Here is a 19275-nt window from a genome sequence, read left to right on the forward strand (position 1 = left end):
TGAAAATATTTACTCGGTTAGTAGTGTGTAATTAACTAAGATTTTGCTAGTGTCCTCCAGCAATTTTTTTATCGAAATCGATACCTTGCGCTCTCAGGATTCCGCTTACTCTCCAAGCATAAAAAGCCAAGTAAGCAAAACAGAGAATTCCAACGATATAACTTTCTTGGATTCCGATTCCTTCAGCTACTTTTCCTTGTAATACACTGATAAAACCACCACCCATAATCATCATAATCAAGAAACTACTTCCTTGGCTAGTGTTTTTTCCAAGTCCGCTTACTGCTAATGTAAAGATACAAGGCCATAATGTGCTGCAAAACAAGCCAACACTTGTCAAGGCATAAACACTTACCATTCCACTTGTTGTCATTCCTACAGCTGTTGCTATGATTCCAAGTGTTGAAAAAATCAATAGCATTCTTGCTGGATTTCCTTTACTAGCCATGTCGGCAGCAATTAAAACTAAAATTACTAATCCGTAAACGTAGAAAGGAGTCAAGTCATGATTTGCAATTGCATTAACCCCCAAAAACACACCAAAAGCTAAATAAGGAGCAATAAATCTTAATATTTTTTGCCAATTCATATTGTCTGTGAAAGCTTCAACGGCTCCTGTCCAACGACCAATCATTAAACTTGCCCAATATAAGGAAATGTATGGCGCTACATCTTTCGTTAAAAAGCCTAGTTTGCTCTCCATGTACGCTGGTAAATTACTTGCTGTAGATACTTCAACTCCAACATACAAGAAAATAGCAATCATACCCATTACTAATTGAGGGTATTGTAAAGCTGATTTTTTGGCAGGAACTCCATCGTGAGCTTCTGTTTCTTCAATCAAAGCGGGTTTGTCTGGTAAAGATGAAAATTTTAGAAGTATTGCTACTAATAAAAAGGCTACTCCTAATACTAAATATGGAATCTTCACACTTTCGATACTTGCACTTGTATTGGCATTAGTACTTGAGCCGAAAATAGCAAAACTAACAATAAGCGGCCCGATAGTAGTCCCAAAATTGTTTATCCCTCCAGCTAAAGTTAGACGTTGAGAACCTGTTTTAATTGGGCCTAAGGCAATTGCAAGAGGATTGGCAACGGTTTGCTGCAATGAAAAACCTAATCCAACAATGAAAAGACCAGCTAACATTAATGTAAAAGATCCAGTATTTGCAGCTGGATAAAACAATAGCGTTCCAAGAGCTGAAATTAGTAATCCTAATGAAAGTCCGTTTTTATAGCCGATTTTGTTTACCAAATCTTCTTTAATTACTACAGAAACTCCCATGTATATCAATGAACCTACTGTGTAGGCAATATAAAATGCAAAAGCAACTAACTGGCTTTCACCTTGTGATAGATTAAATGCAGTTTTGAAAACAGGAATTAAAATGTCATTACTTGCAGCGACAAATCCCCAAAAAAAGAAGACAGTTACTAGGGGAATAAATTGCCCCCAATTGGTTTTTAAATTTTCAGAATTCATGATTTTAATTTAATTAATAGGTTAGTGAAATAATTGTTGCTGCAATACCGTAAATGTATTTCTTAACTAACATATAAAAAAATTATTTCGACGAAAAATCGTTAGTTTTAAACCAACAACCTATTTTTTTCTACCAAAAGACCTTTTTTATATGGTCATCTGATTCGTTTTTTTAATCTAAAATCTTACTTTTCACTTCCTTACTGTAATTTCTACCGATAGGAATAGTGTATGAAGTAATTTGTATTCTATTTCCTTCAATTGTTTTTACTTTGTCAAGGGCTATAGTATACGATTTATGAATACGAATGAAGCGATCTTTTGGAAGTTCTTCGGTTAATGAGGAAAGTGATTTGTGTGTAATGTATGTCTTTTCTGGGGTAACCACTTTGATGTATTCTTTCATTCCTTCGATAAAAAGAATCTCATCAATATTGATTTTGACCATTTTTTTATCAACCTTTATGAAAATATGTGGTTCTATGCGATGATTCTCTTGCTTTGTAATTATTCGGTTTTGATATTCTCCCGTAATTTTCGAAATACATTTTATGAAACGTGGAAGTGGAATGGGTTTCACCAAATAATCTAAAACATCTAAATCGTAACTTTCTGCAGCAAATTCTCGGAAAGCAGTCGTAATTATTATCTTGGTATCTGATTTATGTTTATACAATTGAATCAATTCAAAACCAGACATTAACGGCATATTAATATCAATAAACAAAGTGTCCACAGAATTAGTATTCAAATAGTCAAGTGCCTCAATTGAGTTATTGAATGTTGCTGTTATTTCGAATTCAGGAAAATTTTGAAAATAGTTTAATAAGATTTTAATAGCTAATGGTTCATCATCAATCAATACACACTTAATCTTCATTGCTTATAGGTATTTGTAAACGAATTATGTAGAAATTAAACTTGATTTGATGGCTTAATTGATAATTGCTTTTAAATATTAAATTCAATCTTTCTTTGGTATTGGTTAATCCAATTCCTTTTTTTGATTTTTCTTGTTGTGAAAGTACAAAATTATTTATTATTTCAAAATCAAGGGTGTTTTGAGGGCCAACTTTGCAATTAATTTTAATTTTTAAATCTTTATTGTTAATTCCTCCGTGTTTAAAAGCATTTTCAATCAAAGAGATTAATAATAACGGAGGAACACTTATTTGGTCAATGTTGGATTCCAGATTTATAAATACGGTTGCATTTTCAAAACGTAATTTTTCAATTTCGATATAATTTTGGATATAGTCGAGTTCTTTAATTAAAGGAACAAATCTGGTACCTTCAATATCATAAAGTACATATTCCATCAAATGGGATAGTTTGATAATTACATTAGGTACTTTGTCAGAAGCTTCAAGTGAAAGTGCATATAGATTATTTAAAGTATTGAAGAAAAAGTGTGGTTGAATTTGATTTTTCAAATATTCGAGTTTGATCTTATATTGGTTTTCTCTCAATATTCTGTTTCTCTCACGTTCTCTAAGCCAGGTTAATGTTAAGTAAACAGATGATGCCATGGCTAAGACATATAATTCGCCGATACAAACAGCAAGAATATGATTGACTTCAAAAGGTTGATAATCTCTATTGGCTTCGGGCCATATATTTTTTGAAATTAAAAAATAAGTTAATCCCGTTTTTAAAATATAAATACAGCCTAAACTAATTAATAGTGCCAAAGTATAGAGTGAATATTTTGATTTTAAAATCAATTTTGGAACTAATACGAATAAATTCAAGTATACTAATGGAATATGCAAAGCAAATTCTATCAAATTGGATTTAAAGGAATATTCATAATCATTAAAATAAGCTCCCCAACGTAAAAAATTCAATAAAAAGTAGCATCCCCAAAACCAAAAATGATTCTGGATTTTGATATCGAAATTCATGTCTTTTATTTTATTCATATGGATCTATGGTTCGGAAGTGTTATTTTGTCATTTTATTTGAACTTGCAACTTTAGTCATTTTGTCAATAAAAACAAGCTTTTTTGAGTAAAAAAGAATTTAATGATTAAAATAATAGCAAATTACAAAACAAGAAAACGTTTTCGCAAAACATATTATTGAACAAAAGATGTCGTTCGTTTAAAAAAAGTGACTGTTGGTATAATTTATTTTTTTTAACAAAACCTTAAGAATAAGTTTACATCATAACTAACAAATACATTTAAAAAAATGAAACAAATTTTATTAATCGTTATGATTTTTTTTGCTTCGCAACTCTCATTTGCACAAGTAAAAACGCTCAAAGGAACGGTGGTTGATGCCAGTGGCGCGCCAATTCCTTCTGCAAATGTTCAAGTGCAAGGAGAGTCCAGAGGAACCACTACCGATTTTGATGGTAGTTTTGCTATTAAAGTAAGTGTAGGTAATACTTTAGTAATATCTTATTTAGGTTACGAATCTAAATCAGTACTGGTCGGTGATGAAGATACCATTAAAGTAATTTTAAAAAGTGGAGTTACAACTGCGTTAACTGAAGTAGTAGTAACATCATTAGGTATTAAGAAGACTAGAAAATCTATTACTTATGCTGCTCAAGAATTGAAAGGTGAGGAATTCACAAGAGTAAAAGATGCTAACATTATTAATACGGTAGCTGGTAAAATTGCTGGTGTTGCAGTAACAAGAAGCTCTGGAGGTACTGGAGGGTCAACTAAAGTAGTGATTCGTGGTAACTCTTCTGTAAGTAACAACCAACCATTATATGTAATTGATGGTATTCCTTTGTATAATGGAACTTCTGGACAACCAAATAGTGCTTTTGGTGACACTGCAGGCGGTAACCGTGATGGTGGTGATGTAGTTTCATTGATCAATCCTGAGGATTATGAGGGAATGACTGTATTGAAAGGTGCAGCAGCTTCTGTTTTATATGGTTCACAAGGAGCAAATGGTGTTGTGTTATTATCAACTAAAAAAGCTAAACAAGGAAAATCTCAATTAAAAGTTTCTTCAGTTACAACTTTTGAATCTGCAGCATTTTTACCAAAATTCCAAAATGATTATGTTGCAGTTGCAGGTGGTGATGAATCTTGGGGGGCTAAGCAAAAAGTTGGAGGTCATGTTAAAGATTTTTTTGAAACAGGAAGTACTCAAATTTCTTCAGTGAATTTTACTACTGCATCTGATGTGGCTTCTACTTCATTGTCATATGCTAACACAACAGCTTCTGGAATTATTCCTGGAAATGGTTTGAAGCAAAACAACTTTGGTTTCCGTCAGTCAGGCAAGTTGTTCGATAAATTAACAGTTGCTGCTAATGCAAACTATACCACTAGAACAGTAAACAACAGACCAGTAAACGGTTATTATTTTAACCCATTGACGGGTGTATATTTAATGCCAAGAGGGAATGATTTTAATGATTATAAAAAGAATTTCGAAGTATTTGACCCTGTTAGAAATATGTATGTTCAAAATTGGATGACCAATCGTGATATTATGCAGAATCCATTTTGGGCTATCAACAGAAATCAATCAGAGGACACAAATAATTTCTTCAATGGAAACTTAGCTTTAGATTTTAAAGCTACAGATTGGTTGACAATAGCAGCTAGATACAGTTATAATAGAATTGAGAGTGGATTTACAAAAGAAATTTTTGCTACAACTCAAGGAACGCTATCTCATATCAATGGTAGGTATATTGATACTAACAACTTAAGTACCCAACGTTATGGTGATTTGATAGCTACAATCAATACAAAATTCAATGACAACTTTAGTTTTAATGCTAATATCGGAACAAGCATTACTAATACTTTAGCAAACAAAAGAACAACATTAGATTCAGGCATTGGTGGAGGTTTGCAAATCGCTAACTGGTTTACATTAGGAAATTTTGTAAATAATGCATTGAATTTGCAAACTGTTGACGCTAGAAAAGAAGTACAATCTGTTTTTGCTGCTACAACTTTCGGATACAAAGAGATGTTATTCTTAGACCTAGCTGCTAGAAATGACTGGTCTTCAACATTAGCAAATACTGAAAATACAGGGTTTTTCTATCCATCTGTTGGTGTAACAGCTATTCTTAGTGAAATGGTAAAAATGCCAGATTTTATCAATTATGGTAAAGTTCGTACAACCTATGCACAAGTAGGTAATGATATTTTTCCTTATGTAACTTCTCCAACATATACTTATACTTCTGAAGGAAGAAAACAACCTTTAGTTGCTCCACGACCAGGAACTTCTTTACGTCCTGAGTTAAAATCAGAGATTGAAATTGGTACAGAGTGGAGAATGTTTGATAATAGATTAGGTTTTGAGATTTCATACTATGATTCTAAAACAAAAAATCAATACTTACAAGTTTTAGCTCCTCTAACAAATCCATTAGGAGTAACTTATTATGGTATTAATGCTGGAAGTATTTCCAACAAAGGTATTGAGGCTGTTGTAACGGGAAAAATCATTAAAGGAGAAAAATTTTCTTGGGATGCTACTGTTAATTATTCAAAAAACAAAAACATTGTTGATGAAATTCCAACAGATTTAGGAGGCACAGTAGTCTTAACTGAAGCTGGGGTAAATAACTACAGATATGTTTTAAAACAAGGTAGACCTTTTGGAGTAATTGAGGGAGTTAATATTAAAAGAGATGCTCAGGGTAGAGTTCTTTTAAATCCTAAAGAGTTTGATTCTAATGGTAAATTATTACCTGCAAGTATCCAGAAAACTGGTTTTGAAGAGGTAGGGAATTCAAACCCTGATTTTATGATAGGTTTTTCTAACTCATTCAAATTCGGTTCTTTCTTTGCAAATGTATTGATTGATGGAAGATTTGGAGGCAATGTGATGAGTTTAACAGAAGCGACTAATGACGAGTTTGGTGTTTCAAAAGCTACTGGTGATGCAAGAAACAATGGAGGTATTGTCCTAAATGCTGTTTATCCTGATGGCTCTCCATATGTTGGAAAAATGGATGCTCAATTATATTATAGCCAAATTGGAGGTAGAGCTGGAGCAACAGGAGAATATGTGTATGATGCCACAAATGTAAGCTTAAGAGAAATTTCTATTGGTTATACTTTTAATACTAAGAAATTGCCATTTTTACAATCAGCAAGCTTGTCTTTAATTGCTAGAAACTTAGGATTTATCTATAAAGATGCTCCTTTTGATCCAAACATTTCTTTAAGTACAGGTGAAGGTTTACAAGGTGTAGATGTTTTTGGAATGCCATCTACAAGAAGTATAGGTCTTAACTTAAATGTAACTTTCTAATTTTATAAAACATGAAATTCAATACAATTAAAAAATCAGCTATTTGTGTTTCCTTACTCGCAGCAGTAAGTTGCACAAGCAATTTTGAGGATATTAATACCAATCCAGAGGGTATTACCGAAGGACAATACGAACAAGATTTCAATAACATTAAAGGTGCTTTTGCTCCTATGTTTAACAACATCATTGTTCTAACTCCAGAATGGAAATACCAAGTACAACAAGGACTTCAGGGAGATATTTGGTCAGGTTATATGGCAACAGGAACTGCATTTAGAGGAGGAACAAACAATACTACTTATGATTTAGTAGATGGTTGGAATGGTTTTGCTTGGGGAGCTGCTTACGGTGATGTAATGTACAATGCTTACTCAGTTGAACAAAAAGCCAAAGGGAAATACGATCAATTCTATGCTTTGGCTTTAATATTAAAAGTGGAAGGAATGCATAGAATTACGGATACTTATGGTCCAATTGTATATTCTAAATTTGGTACTACAGACAAAACAATTGAGTACGATTCACAAGAAGAAGTATACAATTTGATGTTCAAAGAATTAGATTTTGCTGTTACCGATTTAACTAAAAGAGTAGATGCTGGAGAAGCTTCAACATTTGCAACTACTGATTTGACTGCTTACAAAGGGGATTACAAAAAATGGGTAAAATTTGCTAACTCTTTACGTTTGCGTTTAGCTATGCGTATTGTAAAGAAAAATCCAACTTTGGCTAAAGCTGAAGCAGAGAAGGCATTGGCACATAAATTCGGTGTGATGACTAGTAATGATGATATCTTCAAAGTAGTTTCACCAAACTTTACCAACCCAATTGCAACCATCAGTGGTGCTTGGGGAGATATCAGAATGTCAGCAGATATGGAGTCAATTATGGGAGGATATGAAGATCCAAGACTTCCTGTGTTTTTCAAAACATCTGCACAGTTTCCTGGTCAATTCAAAGGTGTTAGAACAGGTATCGAGATTGCAGCCAAAGCGGATCACGTAGATTTTTCTGAAATTGGACCAATCGTTACTTCTAAAGAAATTGTATTAATGACAACTGCCGAAGTTTATTTATTAAGAGCTGAAGGAGCATTAAGAGGATGGAATATGGGAGGAACAGCTCAAAGTTTGTATGAATTAGGAATCACAAACTCTTTTGCTCAACATGGAGTTTCAGGTGTAGCTGCATACATTGCGGACAATACTAAAACAGCCAAAGATTATGTTGATCCAAATTTCCCTGTAAATAATGGAGCTGCACTAAATACAGTAACTATTGCTTGGGATGCAGCTGATTCTAATGAAGTGAAATTGCAAAAAATCATCACTCAAAAATGGATTGCAGGTTTCCCAGAAGGACAAGAAGCATGGTCTGAGTACAGAAGAACAGGTTATCCAAAATTGTTGCCTGTACTTAAAAACACTAGTGGAGGGAAAATATCTACAGCTTTAGGTGTACGTAGAGTAAACTTCGTGCAATCTGAAAAAGATGGTAATGCTGGCGGTGTAGCTACTGGTTTAGCAAAATTAGGTGGACCTGATACAGGAGGAACAAGATTGTGGTGGGATACTACAGGACCTAACTTTTAGTTTCTAGTACATAGTTAATAGTCCTTAGTTCTTAGTCCTTGGCCTTGTGCTAAGGTCTAATGACTAGGGACTAATAACTAAATTTATAGACCGAATAACACTTTATTGATTAAATAATGTCGTTGGTATATAAACTTTGACCGTTTGTTTTTTTTATTTTTTTGCCACAAATAATAGGCCTACATTTGAGGTATATTTAAAACTATATTGACATTTTTAAGATATAAACCGGAATATATCAGTAAATTAAACACAATAAATCCTCAATCTTGTTTTGAAATAAAACAGACTATTTAACAATAAAACAAAAAAAACATTTAGAATTTAAAATTATAGTACAATGAAAAATGCTTTAGAGATAAAACCAGATATTAGTTACAAAAGTGCTGGTAAATTTGAAGAAACTAGATTTGAAAAAATTCATAACGAAATTTTTAAAAATTCAGTTGAAGCCTCAAAAATTGTAGCCGAAGAAATTGCAACTTTGATTAGAACCAAACAAGAAAAAAACGAAAACTGTGTTTTAGGTCTTGCAACAGGTTCTTCACCGATAAAAGTATACGAAGAGTTGGTCCGTATGCATAAAGAAGAAGGCTTAAGCTTTAAAAATGTGATCACTTTTAACTTGGATGAATATTATCCAATGAACAAAGAAAGCAAGCAGAGCTATCACTATTTTATGCATCAACATCTTTTTAATCATATTGATATTCATCCTGATAATGTTCATATTCCAAACGGAACCGTGGCTATCGACGAATTGAATCAATACTGTATTGATTATGAAATGAATATTAAAAATGTAGGAGGTCTTGATTTTCAATTACTAGGAATTGGTCGTACAGGTCACGTTGGTTTCAATGAGCCAGGATCGCACATCAATTCAGGTACCAGAATCATAACTTTGGATCATATTACTAGAGTGGATGCTTCTTCTGATTTTAATGGAATTAATAATGTACCCAAACGCGCCATTACAATGGGAGTTTCAACCATTATGCGCTCTAAACGAATCGTTTTATTGGCTTGGGGGCAAAATAAAGCGGATGTAATTAAAAGAACTATACAAGGTGAAATTAGTTCAGAAGTACCTGCTACTTTTTTACAAAATCATCCCAACGCAACTTTTGTTTTGGATCAATCGGCTGCTTCTGGACTTACTCGTTTTGAAACGCCTTGGTTAGTAGGGGAGTGCATTTGGAATCAAGAACTAAAAAGTAAAGCGATTGTTTGGTTGTGTCAAAAAACAAATCAATCCATCTTAAAACTTACGGATAGAGATTATAATAATAATGGAATGTCTGATTTGTTGGCTCAAGAAGGATCAGCTTATGATTTGAATATTAACATGTTCAATGTATTGCAGCATACCATTACTGGTTGGCCCGGAGGAAAACCTAATGCTGATGATGCACACCGACCAGAAAGAGCTAATCCAGCTAAAAAAAGAGTGATTTTATTTAGCCCTCACCCAGATGATGATGTGATTTCAATGGGAGGTACTTTTGCTAAATTAATAAAGCAAGGACATGAAGTTCATGTAGTATATCAAACTTCAGGAAATATTGCTGTAACCGATGATGAGGCCTTGAAATTTGCAGAAGTATGTAATGATTTTGTGGGTGAAGATAGTAGTAAAATAAACTTCCAAGCCGTAATTGATTTCTTAAAAAACAAGAACGACAATCAAATCGATTCTTTAGAAGTTAGAAAATTAAAAGGTTTAATAAGAAGAAGAGAATCGTATGCCGCAGTGCGTTACATAGGGTTGAAAGATGAAAATGTTCACTTTTTAGATTTACCTTTTTATGAAACTGGTCAAGTAAAAAAGAATCCGATTGGAACAGAAGATGTTGAAATTGTTACTGATATCATCGCTAAAATTAAACCGCATCAAGTTTTTGCAGCTGGTGATCTGGCTGATCCACACGGAACTCACGAAGTATGTTTGAATGCGATTTTTGCCGCTTTAAAACAATTAAAAGGCAAGCCTTATATGAAAGATTGTTGGTTGTGGCTATACAGAGGAGCTTGGCACGAATGGGATTTACACGAAATTGATATGGCAGTTCCTTTAAGTCCAGACGAAGTATTGTTAAAACGACAAGCGATTTTATTCCACCAATCTCAAAAAGATCGCGTAATGTTCCAAGGGAACGATTCGAGAGAATTTTGGGTACGTGCAGAAGACCGCAATAAAAATACTGCAAAATTGTATGATGATTTAGGATTGGCAGAATATGAAGCCATTGAGGCATTTAAACGATTTGATTATTAAAAATTAAAAAACCATTCGGTTGTTTACTTGGTCGAATGGTTCTTCTAACATTAGGATTAACCACTTGCTTGAAGATTTTATATACCCAAACCACTTATGAAATACTTTTTTATTCTGTTTTTTATAACATTATCGACTACTGCTCAAGTCAGTAAAGAGTCTTTAAATGTAATGCCTTGGCCGCAAAAAATTGAATTCAAGTCTGGAAATTTTACTTTAAATTCTTCTTTTAAAGTAAACGTTACTGGGCAACCTGATTCGAGAATTTTTGTAGCTACTTCTAATTTTTTAAGACGATTGGATGGTAGAACTGGGTTATTTTTTAAGCAAGGTTTTGTGACTTCAACCAATGAATTTCCTGATGCACAGTTGCAAATCAATTGTGTAAAAGCTGGAAAAATTGGCTTGTATGAAGACGAAAGTTATCAATTGATTATTGAATCAAATGTTATTGCAATCAATGCTTCCTCAGATTTAGGTGCGATGCATGGATTGGAAACTCTTTTGCAATTGCTTCAAAATAATGCTACTTCTTTCTATTTTCCTAACGTAACCATCACAGATATGCCTCGTTTTACTTGGCGTGGATTAATGATTGATGCTGCAAGACATTTTCAACCTGTTGATGTTATCAAAAGAAACTTAGACGCTATGGCTGCTATGAAAATGAATGTTTTTCATTGGCATTTGGTAGACGATCAAGGTTGGAGAATAGAAATGAAAAAGCATAAAGTACTTACTAATAAAGCTTCTGATGGACTTTTTTATACTCAAGAAGAAATTAAAGGTATTGTAAAATATGCTGCTGATAGAGGTATTCTTGTGGTTCCTGAAATTGATGTGCCTGGTCATGCTTCAGCAATTTTAACAGCTTTTCCAGAAATAGGAAGTAAAGTTGTGACGATAAATAAAGGGTCTTCTGAAACTACTCAGAAAGCTTCAGGTCTAGTAACTTATTCGTTAGAGAGAAATGCTGGTATTTTTACACCTACATTAGATCCTTCTAATCCAAGAACGTATCAGTTGTTAGGTGAAATTTTTGATGAAGTTTGTCCATTGTTTCCAGGGAAATATTTCCACATTGGCGGCGATGAAAATGAAGGCAAAGATTGGGATGCTAATCCTAAGATTCAGGAATTTATGAAGAAGAATAAATTGGACAACAATCATGAATTGCAGACTTATTTTACGATGCAGTTAATTCCGATGTTAAAAAAGCATCAAAAAGAATTGATGGGGTGGGAGGAAATAATGACCAAAAACATGTCCAAAGAAGCCATTATTCATTCTTGGAAAGGACCAAACGAAGGCGTAGCTGCTGGTGGTTCTTTGATAGCCGCGGCAACAAATGGATACAAAACAGTTTTGTCCAATGGTTTTTATGTGGATTTGGTTCAAGGAGTTGAGAGTCATTATTTGAATGATCCAATGCCTAAAAATGCCTCACTTTCATCAGAAGAAAAAGCTAGAATTTTAGGAGGCGAAGCTACAATGTGGAGCGAATTGGTTACTCCCGAGACAATTGATTCTAGACTTTGGCCAAGAACTGCCGCTATTGCTGAAAGACTTTGGTCTGATGCTAGTGTAACGGATTTGGCAAGTATGCGAAAAAGATTGAAAGTCATTTCTTTTCGATTGGAAGAATTAGGAATTACGCATATCAGAAATAAAGAAGTGTTGTTGAGAAATATCAGTAACAACCAAAATACAACTGCTTTGCAAACTTTTTCTGCAGTTTGTGAACCTTTAAAAATTTATTCTCGTAATGCGGGAGGAACAGAATATCAAATGTATTCTCCTTTTACTTTATTTGCTGATGCTTGTACTCCAGATGCAGAAGATGCATTGGTTTTTAATGGATTGGTTGAAGAATATGTAAAAAATAAAGAAGTATCATCAGAGAAAGAGATTGCTTTATTTTTGAATAAATGGATACAAAATCATAAAGAATTAGAGGCGTTAAGCCAAAATGCGCCATTGGTACAACCTCTTTTACCTTTATCCAATGCGTTGCATGATTTGTCAGAGCAATTGTTTTATAAGTTGCAAAAGAATTCCAATTATAATGCTAGCACAGCGAAAGAGTTATTAGAAAAATGCAACTCCAAAGCGCATGCAGATGTTGAATTGGCTGTTTATTTAGGATTAAAAAAAATGGTAGAATTATAATTTTTCGTTCAATTATTAATAGTGTTTAGTTTGATTAAGTTTGGTTTATTTAGTTTCTATTAATATTTGAACTGGTGTTAATTTCTTTTCAATTTGGTTATTGTTTTTTGAGAAATTAATTTTGAAAGAGGATGTCTGATGATATCCTCTTTTTTTGATTTTTATAAAAGATCGATCAGTATTTAAGAATTATACAAAGCGAATTTTGTACTTTTGCAAAAAATTTTTAAAAAAGCAATTCATGTTAACAGTTAATAATTTATCAGTTCAATTTGGTAAAAGAATTTTATTCGATGAAGTAAACACTACATTTACTCACGGTAATGTTTACGGAGTAATCGGAGCCAATGGTGCTGGAAAATCTACCTTTTTAAAAATAATTTCTGGTGAAATGGATCCAACTTCTGGACATATTCATTTAGAACCAGGAAAAAGAATGTCAGTGCTGAACCAAAATCACAACATGTTTGATGAACATACGGTACTTGAAACGGTGATGATGGGAAATAAAGTTTTGTATGCTGTCAAAAAAGAAATGGACGAGCTTTATTTGGATTATAATGATAAAAACGCTGATAGAATTGGAGAATTGCAAGTGCAATTTGAAGAAATGAACGGTTGGAATGCAGATTCTGATGCGGCTGCTATGTTGTCAAATTTAGGTATTACAGAGGATAATCATTATACTTTGATGGCTGATTTGGAAGGAAAAATGAAGGTGCGTGTCCTTTTGGCACAAGCCTTATTCGGAAATCCTGACTTGTTGATTATGGATGAGCCTACCAACGACCTAGATTTTGAAACCATTGCTTGGTTAGAAAATTTCTTAGCCAATTATGAAAATACGGTGATTGTAGTTTCTCACGACAGACACTTTTTAGATGCAGTTTGTACACATATTTCAGATATCGATTTTAATAAAATTAGTCATTATTCTGGTAACTATACTTTTTGGTACGAATCTAGCCAGTTAGCTGCGAAACAACGTGCACAGCAAAACAAAAAAGCTGAAGAGAAGAAACAAGAATTAGAGGAGTTTATCCGTCGTTTCAGTGCCAACGTAGCGAAATCGAAACAAGCGACTTCTCGTAAAAAAATGATTTCTAAATTGAATATTTCTGAAATCAAACCTTCTAGCCGTCGTTATCCTGCTATTATATTCGATCAAGATCGTGAAGCAGGTGATCAGATTTTGAATGTACAAGATTTGAGTGCTTCTGTAGATGGAGAGCTTTTATTTAAAGGTGTAGATTTGAATATGGCTAAGGGAGATAAAATTGTACTTTTTTCAAAAGATTCTCGTGCAACAACTGCTTTTTATGAAATTTTAAATGGCAATCAAGTTGCAGATTCAGGAAAATTTGATTGGGGAGTTACAACGAATCAAGCCTATTTACCAAGTGAAAATCATTCGTTTTTTGAAAATGACTTAACGCTTGTGGATTGGTTACGTCAATATGCAAAAACAGAAGAAGAACGTGATGAAGTGTTTATTAGAGGTTTTCTAGGTAAAATGATTTTTTCTGGTGAAGAGGCTTTAAAAACAAGTAGAGTTTTATCAGGAGGAGAGAAAGTCCGTTGTATGTTGTCTAGAATGATGATGGAACGAGCTAATATTTTAATGTTAGATGAGCCAACAAACCACTTGGATTTGGAGTCGATTACAGCTTTTAATAATTCATTGAAAAATTACAAAGGTTCTGTTATTTTTACCACTCATGACCATGAATTTGCTCAAACTGTTGGTAATAGAGTAGTGGAGCTTACGCCAAATGGGGTTATTGATCGTTATATGACATTTGATGAGTACTTAGATGACGATAAAATACAAGAATTAAGAGTTAAAATGTATACCCGATAATTCAACTAAAACCTTTCTTTCGAAAGGTTTTTTTGTTTTAATCTGCATAGAAAATGCCTTTGATTTTTTTATAGGAGTTTTACTTTTATAACTAATCCTAGTTTATTGCTAAATCGAAATTTGTATATTTGCACACCAAACAAAACTATACCATGAATCAAAAAGTATTGCTCACTTCCAAAGAAGTCAATATCATCCTAAATCGTTTGGCTTGTCAATTAATCGAAAAACATCTTGATTTTTCTGAAACCATTCTAATTGGAATTCAACCCAGAGGAACTTTTTTAGCCAAACGTTTAAAAAGTATTTTAGAAAACGACTACCAAGTTCCAAATATAAAAATAGGATTCTTAGACATCACATTTTTTAGAGATGATTTTAGAAGAACCGATAAACCATTGGAGGCTAATATTACTAAAATCGACTTTTTGGTCGAAAATAAAAAAGTAATTTTTGTAGATGATGTTTTGTACACAGGAAGAAGTATTAGAGCTGCTTTAACTGCAATTCAGTCTTTTGGTAGACCTTCAGGTATTGAACTTTTAACCTTAATCGATAGAAGATTTAGTCGAGACTTACCCATTCAGCCGGATTATCGCGGTCGTCAAGTGGATGCAATTAATGACGAAAAAGTTAAAGTTACTTGGGCTGAGCAAGGAGGAGAAGATGGTGTTTTTTTAATCAATAATAATCAACAAATATAATAATGAGCGAGTTAAGCGTAAATCATTTATTAGGAATAAAATATATCACCAAAAACGATATTGACCTTATTTTTGAAACAGCTGATCATTTTAAAGAAGTTATCAATAGACCCATTAAAAAAGTTCCTTCTTTACGAGACATTACCATAGCCAATATTTTTTTTGAAAACAGTACAAGAACCAAACTTTCGTTTGAACTAGCTCAGAAACGTTTATCAGCAGATGTAATCAGTTTTTCTGCAGCCCAATCTTCTGTTAAAAAAGGGGAGACGTTAATTGATACCGTTAATAACATTTTATCAATGAAAGTTGATATGGTTGTCATGCGTCATGCAAATCCTGGAGCTGCTTATTTTTTATCAAAAAATGTAAAAGCAAGTATCGTAAATGCTGGAGATGGTGCTCATGAACATCCTACACAAGCGCTGTTAGATAGTTATTCAATCAGAGAAAAATTAGGAGATGTAGGAGGGAAGAAAGTTGTTATTGTAGGAGATATTTTGCATTCAAGAGTAGCATTGTCCAATATATATGCTTTGCAAATGCAAGGAGCAGAAGTTAAAGTTTGTGGTCCAAAAACATTGATTCCTAGATATATTGAATCTCTTGGAGTAACAGTTGAGTCAGATTTGCGTAAAGCATTGGAATGGTGTGATGTAGCGAATATGTTAAGAGTGCAAAATGAGCGTATGGATGTTAACTTTTTTCCATCTACACGAGAATATGCGCAACAATACGGAGTCGATAAAAACTTGTTAGATTCGTTAAGTAAAGAGATTGTAATTATGCACCCAGGACCTATAAACCGAGGTGTGGAAATTACTTCTGATGTGGCAGATTCTCAACAATCTGTTATTTTGAATCAGGTAGAAAATGGAGTAGCTATTAGAATGGCTGTAATTTATTTATTAGCTTCAAAAATTCAATAAGATGAAAGTAGATACCAAAGGGCATACCATAACTATTAGAGATACAGAAGGTGTTGTGACTACTTTTATAGAAAAAGTAACGAATCAATATGCCAGTTTCAAAGATTTTAATTTGATTTTAGACGTCTCTAATGATAAAACGGTTGATATAGCTTCAATTAAACTTTTTTTGCCTTTGGCCAAGACTCATAAAAAAGCAAAAAAGTCATTGGTTATTGTAGCTGATGGAATTGATTTTAATTCGGTTCCACAATCCATAACAGTAGTTCCCTCTTTGTTAGAAGCAAATGATATCATTGAGATGGAAGAAATTGAAAGAGATTTAGGTTTTTAGAAAAAGCTTTCTCTAGATTGTTTTATATTAAGTTTATTTATAAACAACACTCATTACTTTGAAATTAACCGTACTTGGCTGCTATGCTGCAACACCTCGAACTTTTACAAATCCAACGGCTCAATTATTAGAAGTTAAAAACAGGTATTTTTTAATTGATTGTGGTGAAGGAACTCAAGTGCAATTGCGTAAAAATAAAGTCAAGTTTACCAAAATCAGTCATATTTTTATTTCACATTTACACGGAGATCATTTTTATGGACTTATTGGTTTAATTTCTTCCTTTTCACTTTTGTCAAGAGTGGCTGATTTACATATTTATGGACCAAAAGGATTAAAAGAAATTATTGAACTTCAATTAAAACTTTCACACTCATGGACGAATTATACTATTCATTTTCATGAGTTGCACTCAAAAGAAAGTGAATTGATTTTTGAAGATGAAAAAGTTAGTGTGTTTACTATTCCGTTAAAACATAGAGTATATACCAATGGTTTTTTGTTTCGGGAGAAAGAAGGAGATAGAAAATTAAACATCGATGTTATTAAAGAATTGGCAATAGATGTTTGTTACTATAAAAAGATTAAAAAGGGAGGAAATATTACGCTAGAAAATGGTCAAGTTATCGATAATGAACAGCTTACTTTTCCTGGAGAACCAACAAAATCCTATGCTTTTTGTTCAGATACAGTGTATACAGAGTCACTAATTCCTTTAGTAGAAGGAGTAGATTTATTATATCACGAAACTACTTTTTTAGAAAATGAATCACAATTAGCAACAAAAACAATGCATTCAACTGCAATTCAAGCGGCTACAATTGCTTCAAAGGCAAATGTAAAATCGTTACTTTTAGGTCATTACTCTACACGATACGAAAGTATTGCTTCGTTTAAAGAGGAAGCATTAACTGTTTTTTCTAATGTGCAATTGGCAGATGATGGAACAACTTTCGAAATTTAATTGAATTAAGTTTTGTAAAATAGCAAGAATAGAATGTTTTTTAATTTATCCTTATTGTTTAAGAATTAAAACTATGAAAGATTTAAGTAATTACAGAAAGTCCTATGATAAAAGTGAATTATTAGAAAACAATATTCCTGAAGATCCAATTAATTTGTTTAATCGTTGGTTCCATGAAGTTGAGGATTTTGGGGGAGTAGATGAAGTTAATGCGATGACTGTATCCACAATTGGATTAGATGGATTTCCTAAATCTAGAGTGGTATTGTTGAAAAAGTTTAATGAAGAAGGATTTGTTTTTTATACCAATTATAATTCTCAAAAGGGGAGAGCAATAGCTGCAAATCCTAATGTTTGTCTTTCTTTTTTTTGGCACAGTATGGAACGACAAGTTATAATAAAAGGGCGTGCTCAAAAAACAAGTGAAGTAGTTTCTGATGGCTATTTTGATTCAAGACCTGACGGAAGTAAATTAGGAGCAATTGTTTCTAATCAAAGTGAGGTAATTCCTTCAAGATCTTTTTTAGAGAATAACTTGAAAGAATTAGAACAAAAATTTGAAGGAAAAGAAATTTCAAGACCTGATTTTTGGGGTGGATATTTAGTGGTTCCTTGTGAAGTTGAATTTTGGCAAGGAAGACCCAATCGTTTACATGATAGAATTCGATATTTACTGCAAGATGATTACTCATGGAAAATCAATAGATTGTCTCCTTAATGTAAAAAAAAATAATTAATAATGTGTTTTTGAATCTGGTTTTTTATGTTTTTTCAATAAAGCCTCATAAGTCATTAACAATTCCTTAGATTTCTCCTTTTGACCTAGCTTATCCATTGTTACAGCATATCTAAAGTAAAATTCTGGTTGTATTTTTTTTTCGATTGTAAAGAATTCGAAATAATATTTAGAGGCTTTAGCATAATCATTTTTATAAAAATAGGCATCCGCTAGTTGACTATATAATTCTGAGGAGCGAATACCTTGTTCTACAATTCTTTCATAGGTTTCTAAAGGGATGATTGTAATAGTTTTATTAGGATTAATTTTCTGAACCGCAACAATTTTATCATCTTTTACATCTTTTATTTGTTGTGATTCTTTTACATCTTGTAATTCTTTATTCTTGATTTTTAATTCTTTGGGAATTCTTTTTTTCTTGTACGTTATTATTTCCCTAACCTCTCTCGTATTATTATGCCCTAAATCATATGTGTTGATCATGTTCTTGTTACTAACAACATACACTACTTTAGTACTTCCAAATGCAGTACGAATGGTCTCAATAACTTCATAGGATATTGATTTAATTTCTTTCTCAGAATCCATTAACTGTTCATGGTTGCTTTGTGCATAAAGAATTATTGGAAATATGAGAATAATTTTTGAAATCATCTTTTGTTGTACTTTCATGATCTAATTTTTAGAAAAATCTCGGAGTTGTAATTTTTTCGTTGTTTTTGAAGATTTCATAACGCAAGAAAACCTCATGTGATCCTGAATTATAGTTTTCTAAATTGGTCGTTTCTAGATCGTATCCATAACCTATATACATGCCATCTGTCACTTGAAATCCAACCATGGCACTCATCGCAGCGCTCCATCGGTAAGCCACTCCAACCACTACTTTCTCTACAAACATAAAGTTCGCTGATGCATCTACTTGTAAAGGAGAACCTTTTACTAATTTGGTTAAAAATGCAGGTTTGA

Annotated in this window: 15 protein-coding genes; 10 read left to right on the forward strand and 5 right to left on the reverse strand. The window is 32.9% G+C overall.

The features are described 5' to 3' along the window. Nucleotides 1–46: 46 nt before the first annotated feature. The 3 genes from WFZ86_RS16535 to WFZ86_RS16545 all read right to left on the reverse strand — a co-directional run bounded on the left by WFZ86_RS16535 (nt 47) and on the right by WFZ86_RS16545 (nt 3408). Complete coding sequence (locus WFZ86_RS16535) at nt 47–1486, reverse strand: MFS transporter (protein WP_342692955.1); 1440 nt, start codon at nt 1484–1486, stop codon at nt 47–49. Between the two features lie 172 nt (nt 1487–1658). Continuing rightward, entirely contained in the window at nt 1659–2366 is a 708-nt protein-coding gene (locus WFZ86_RS16540; protein WP_342692956.1) for a LytR/AlgR family response regulator transcription factor, read from the reverse strand. Continuing rightward, entirely contained in the window at nt 2356–3408 is a 1053-nt protein-coding gene (locus WFZ86_RS16545) for a sensor histidine kinase (RefSeq protein WP_342692957.1), read from the reverse strand. The genes WFZ86_RS16540 and WFZ86_RS16545 overlap by 11 nt, the downstream gene beginning before the upstream one ends. 271 nt (nt 3409–3679) lie before the next feature. Here WFZ86_RS16545 and WFZ86_RS16550 point away from each other — a divergent pair, with 271 nt between their 5' ends. From WFZ86_RS16550 to pdxH, 10 genes are all read left to right on the forward strand, one after another. Then, on the forward strand, nt 3680–6736 hold the full coding sequence (locus WFZ86_RS16550) for a SusC/RagA family TonB-linked outer membrane protein (protein WP_342692958.1): 3057 nt from the start codon (nt 3680–3682) through the stop codon (nt 6734–6736). 11 nt (nt 6737–6747) lie between these two features. After that, nucleotides 6748–8328: a RagB/SusD family nutrient uptake outer membrane protein gene (locus WFZ86_RS16555; RefSeq protein ID WP_342692959.1), complete on the forward strand. Its 1581-nt coding sequence runs from the start codon at nt 6748–6750 to the stop codon at nt 8326–8328. A gap of 340 nt (nt 8329–8668) precedes the next feature. Further along, nucleotides 8669–10606 (forward strand): glucosamine-6-phosphate deaminase, encoded by a 1938-nt coding sequence (gene nagB, locus WFZ86_RS16560; protein ID WP_342692960.1) that lies wholly within the window; start codon nt 8669–8671, stop codon nt 10604–10606. A 96-nt stretch (nt 10607–10702) separates the two neighbouring features. Further along, nucleotides 10703–12775: a beta-N-acetylhexosaminidase gene (locus tag WFZ86_RS16565; RefSeq protein ID WP_342692961.1), complete on the forward strand. Its 2073-nt coding sequence runs from the start codon at nt 10703–10705 to the stop codon at nt 12773–12775. A 241-nt stretch (nt 12776–13016) separates the two neighbouring features. Continuing rightward, the gene (locus WFZ86_RS16570; RefSeq protein WP_342692962.1) at nt 13017–14636 is read left to right on the forward strand and encodes an ABC-F family ATP-binding cassette domain-containing protein; all 1620 of its coding nucleotides are present in this window, start codon (nt 13017–13019) and stop codon (nt 14634–14636) included. 152 nt (nt 14637–14788) lie between these two features. Beyond that, complete coding sequence (gene pyrR / locus WFZ86_RS16575; protein WP_342692963.1) at nt 14789–15340, forward strand: bifunctional pyr operon transcriptional regulator/uracil phosphoribosyltransferase PyrR; 552 nt, start codon at nt 14789–14791, stop codon at nt 15338–15340. Between the two features lie 2 nt (nt 15341–15342). After that, nucleotides 15343–16269, forward strand: a complete 927-nt coding sequence (locus tag WFZ86_RS16580) for an aspartate carbamoyltransferase catalytic subunit (protein WP_024982693.1) — start codon at nt 15343–15345, stop codon at nt 16267–16269. Nucleotide 16270: 1 nt separating this feature from the next. Then, entirely contained in the window at nt 16271–16603 is a 333-nt protein-coding gene (locus tag WFZ86_RS16585) for a ribonuclease Z (protein WP_342692964.1), read from the forward strand. Nucleotides 16604–16661: 58 nt separating this feature from the next. Continuing rightward, on the forward strand, nt 16662–17567 hold the full coding sequence (locus tag WFZ86_RS16590) for a ribonuclease Z (protein ID WP_342692965.1): 906 nt from the start codon (nt 16662–16664) through the stop codon (nt 17565–17567). Nucleotides 17568–17640: 73 nt separating this feature from the next. Beyond that, entirely contained in the window at nt 17641–18285 is a 645-nt protein-coding gene (pdxH, locus tag WFZ86_RS16595; protein ID WP_342692966.1) for a pyridoxamine 5'-phosphate oxidase, read from the forward strand. Between the two features lie 15 nt (nt 18286–18300). Here the strand turns inward: pdxH and WFZ86_RS16600 are convergent, their stop codons facing one another. Both WFZ86_RS16600 and WFZ86_RS16605 read right to left on the reverse strand, forming a co-directional pair. Continuing rightward, nucleotides 18301–18978, reverse strand: coding sequence for a tetratricopeptide repeat protein (locus WFZ86_RS16600; protein WP_342692967.1), 678 nt, complete (start codon nt 18976–18978; stop codon nt 18301–18303). Nucleotides 18979–18988: 10 nt separating this feature from the next. Beyond that, a partial coding sequence (locus WFZ86_RS16605; protein WP_342692968.1) for a type IX secretion system membrane protein PorP/SprF occupies nt 18989–19275 on the reverse strand: 287 nt, incomplete at its 5' end.

Source organism: Flavobacterium polysaccharolyticum, from assembly GCF_038739875.1.
Taxonomy (GTDB): domain Bacteria; phylum Bacteroidota; class Bacteroidia; order Flavobacteriales; family Flavobacteriaceae; genus Flavobacterium; species Flavobacterium polysaccharolyticum.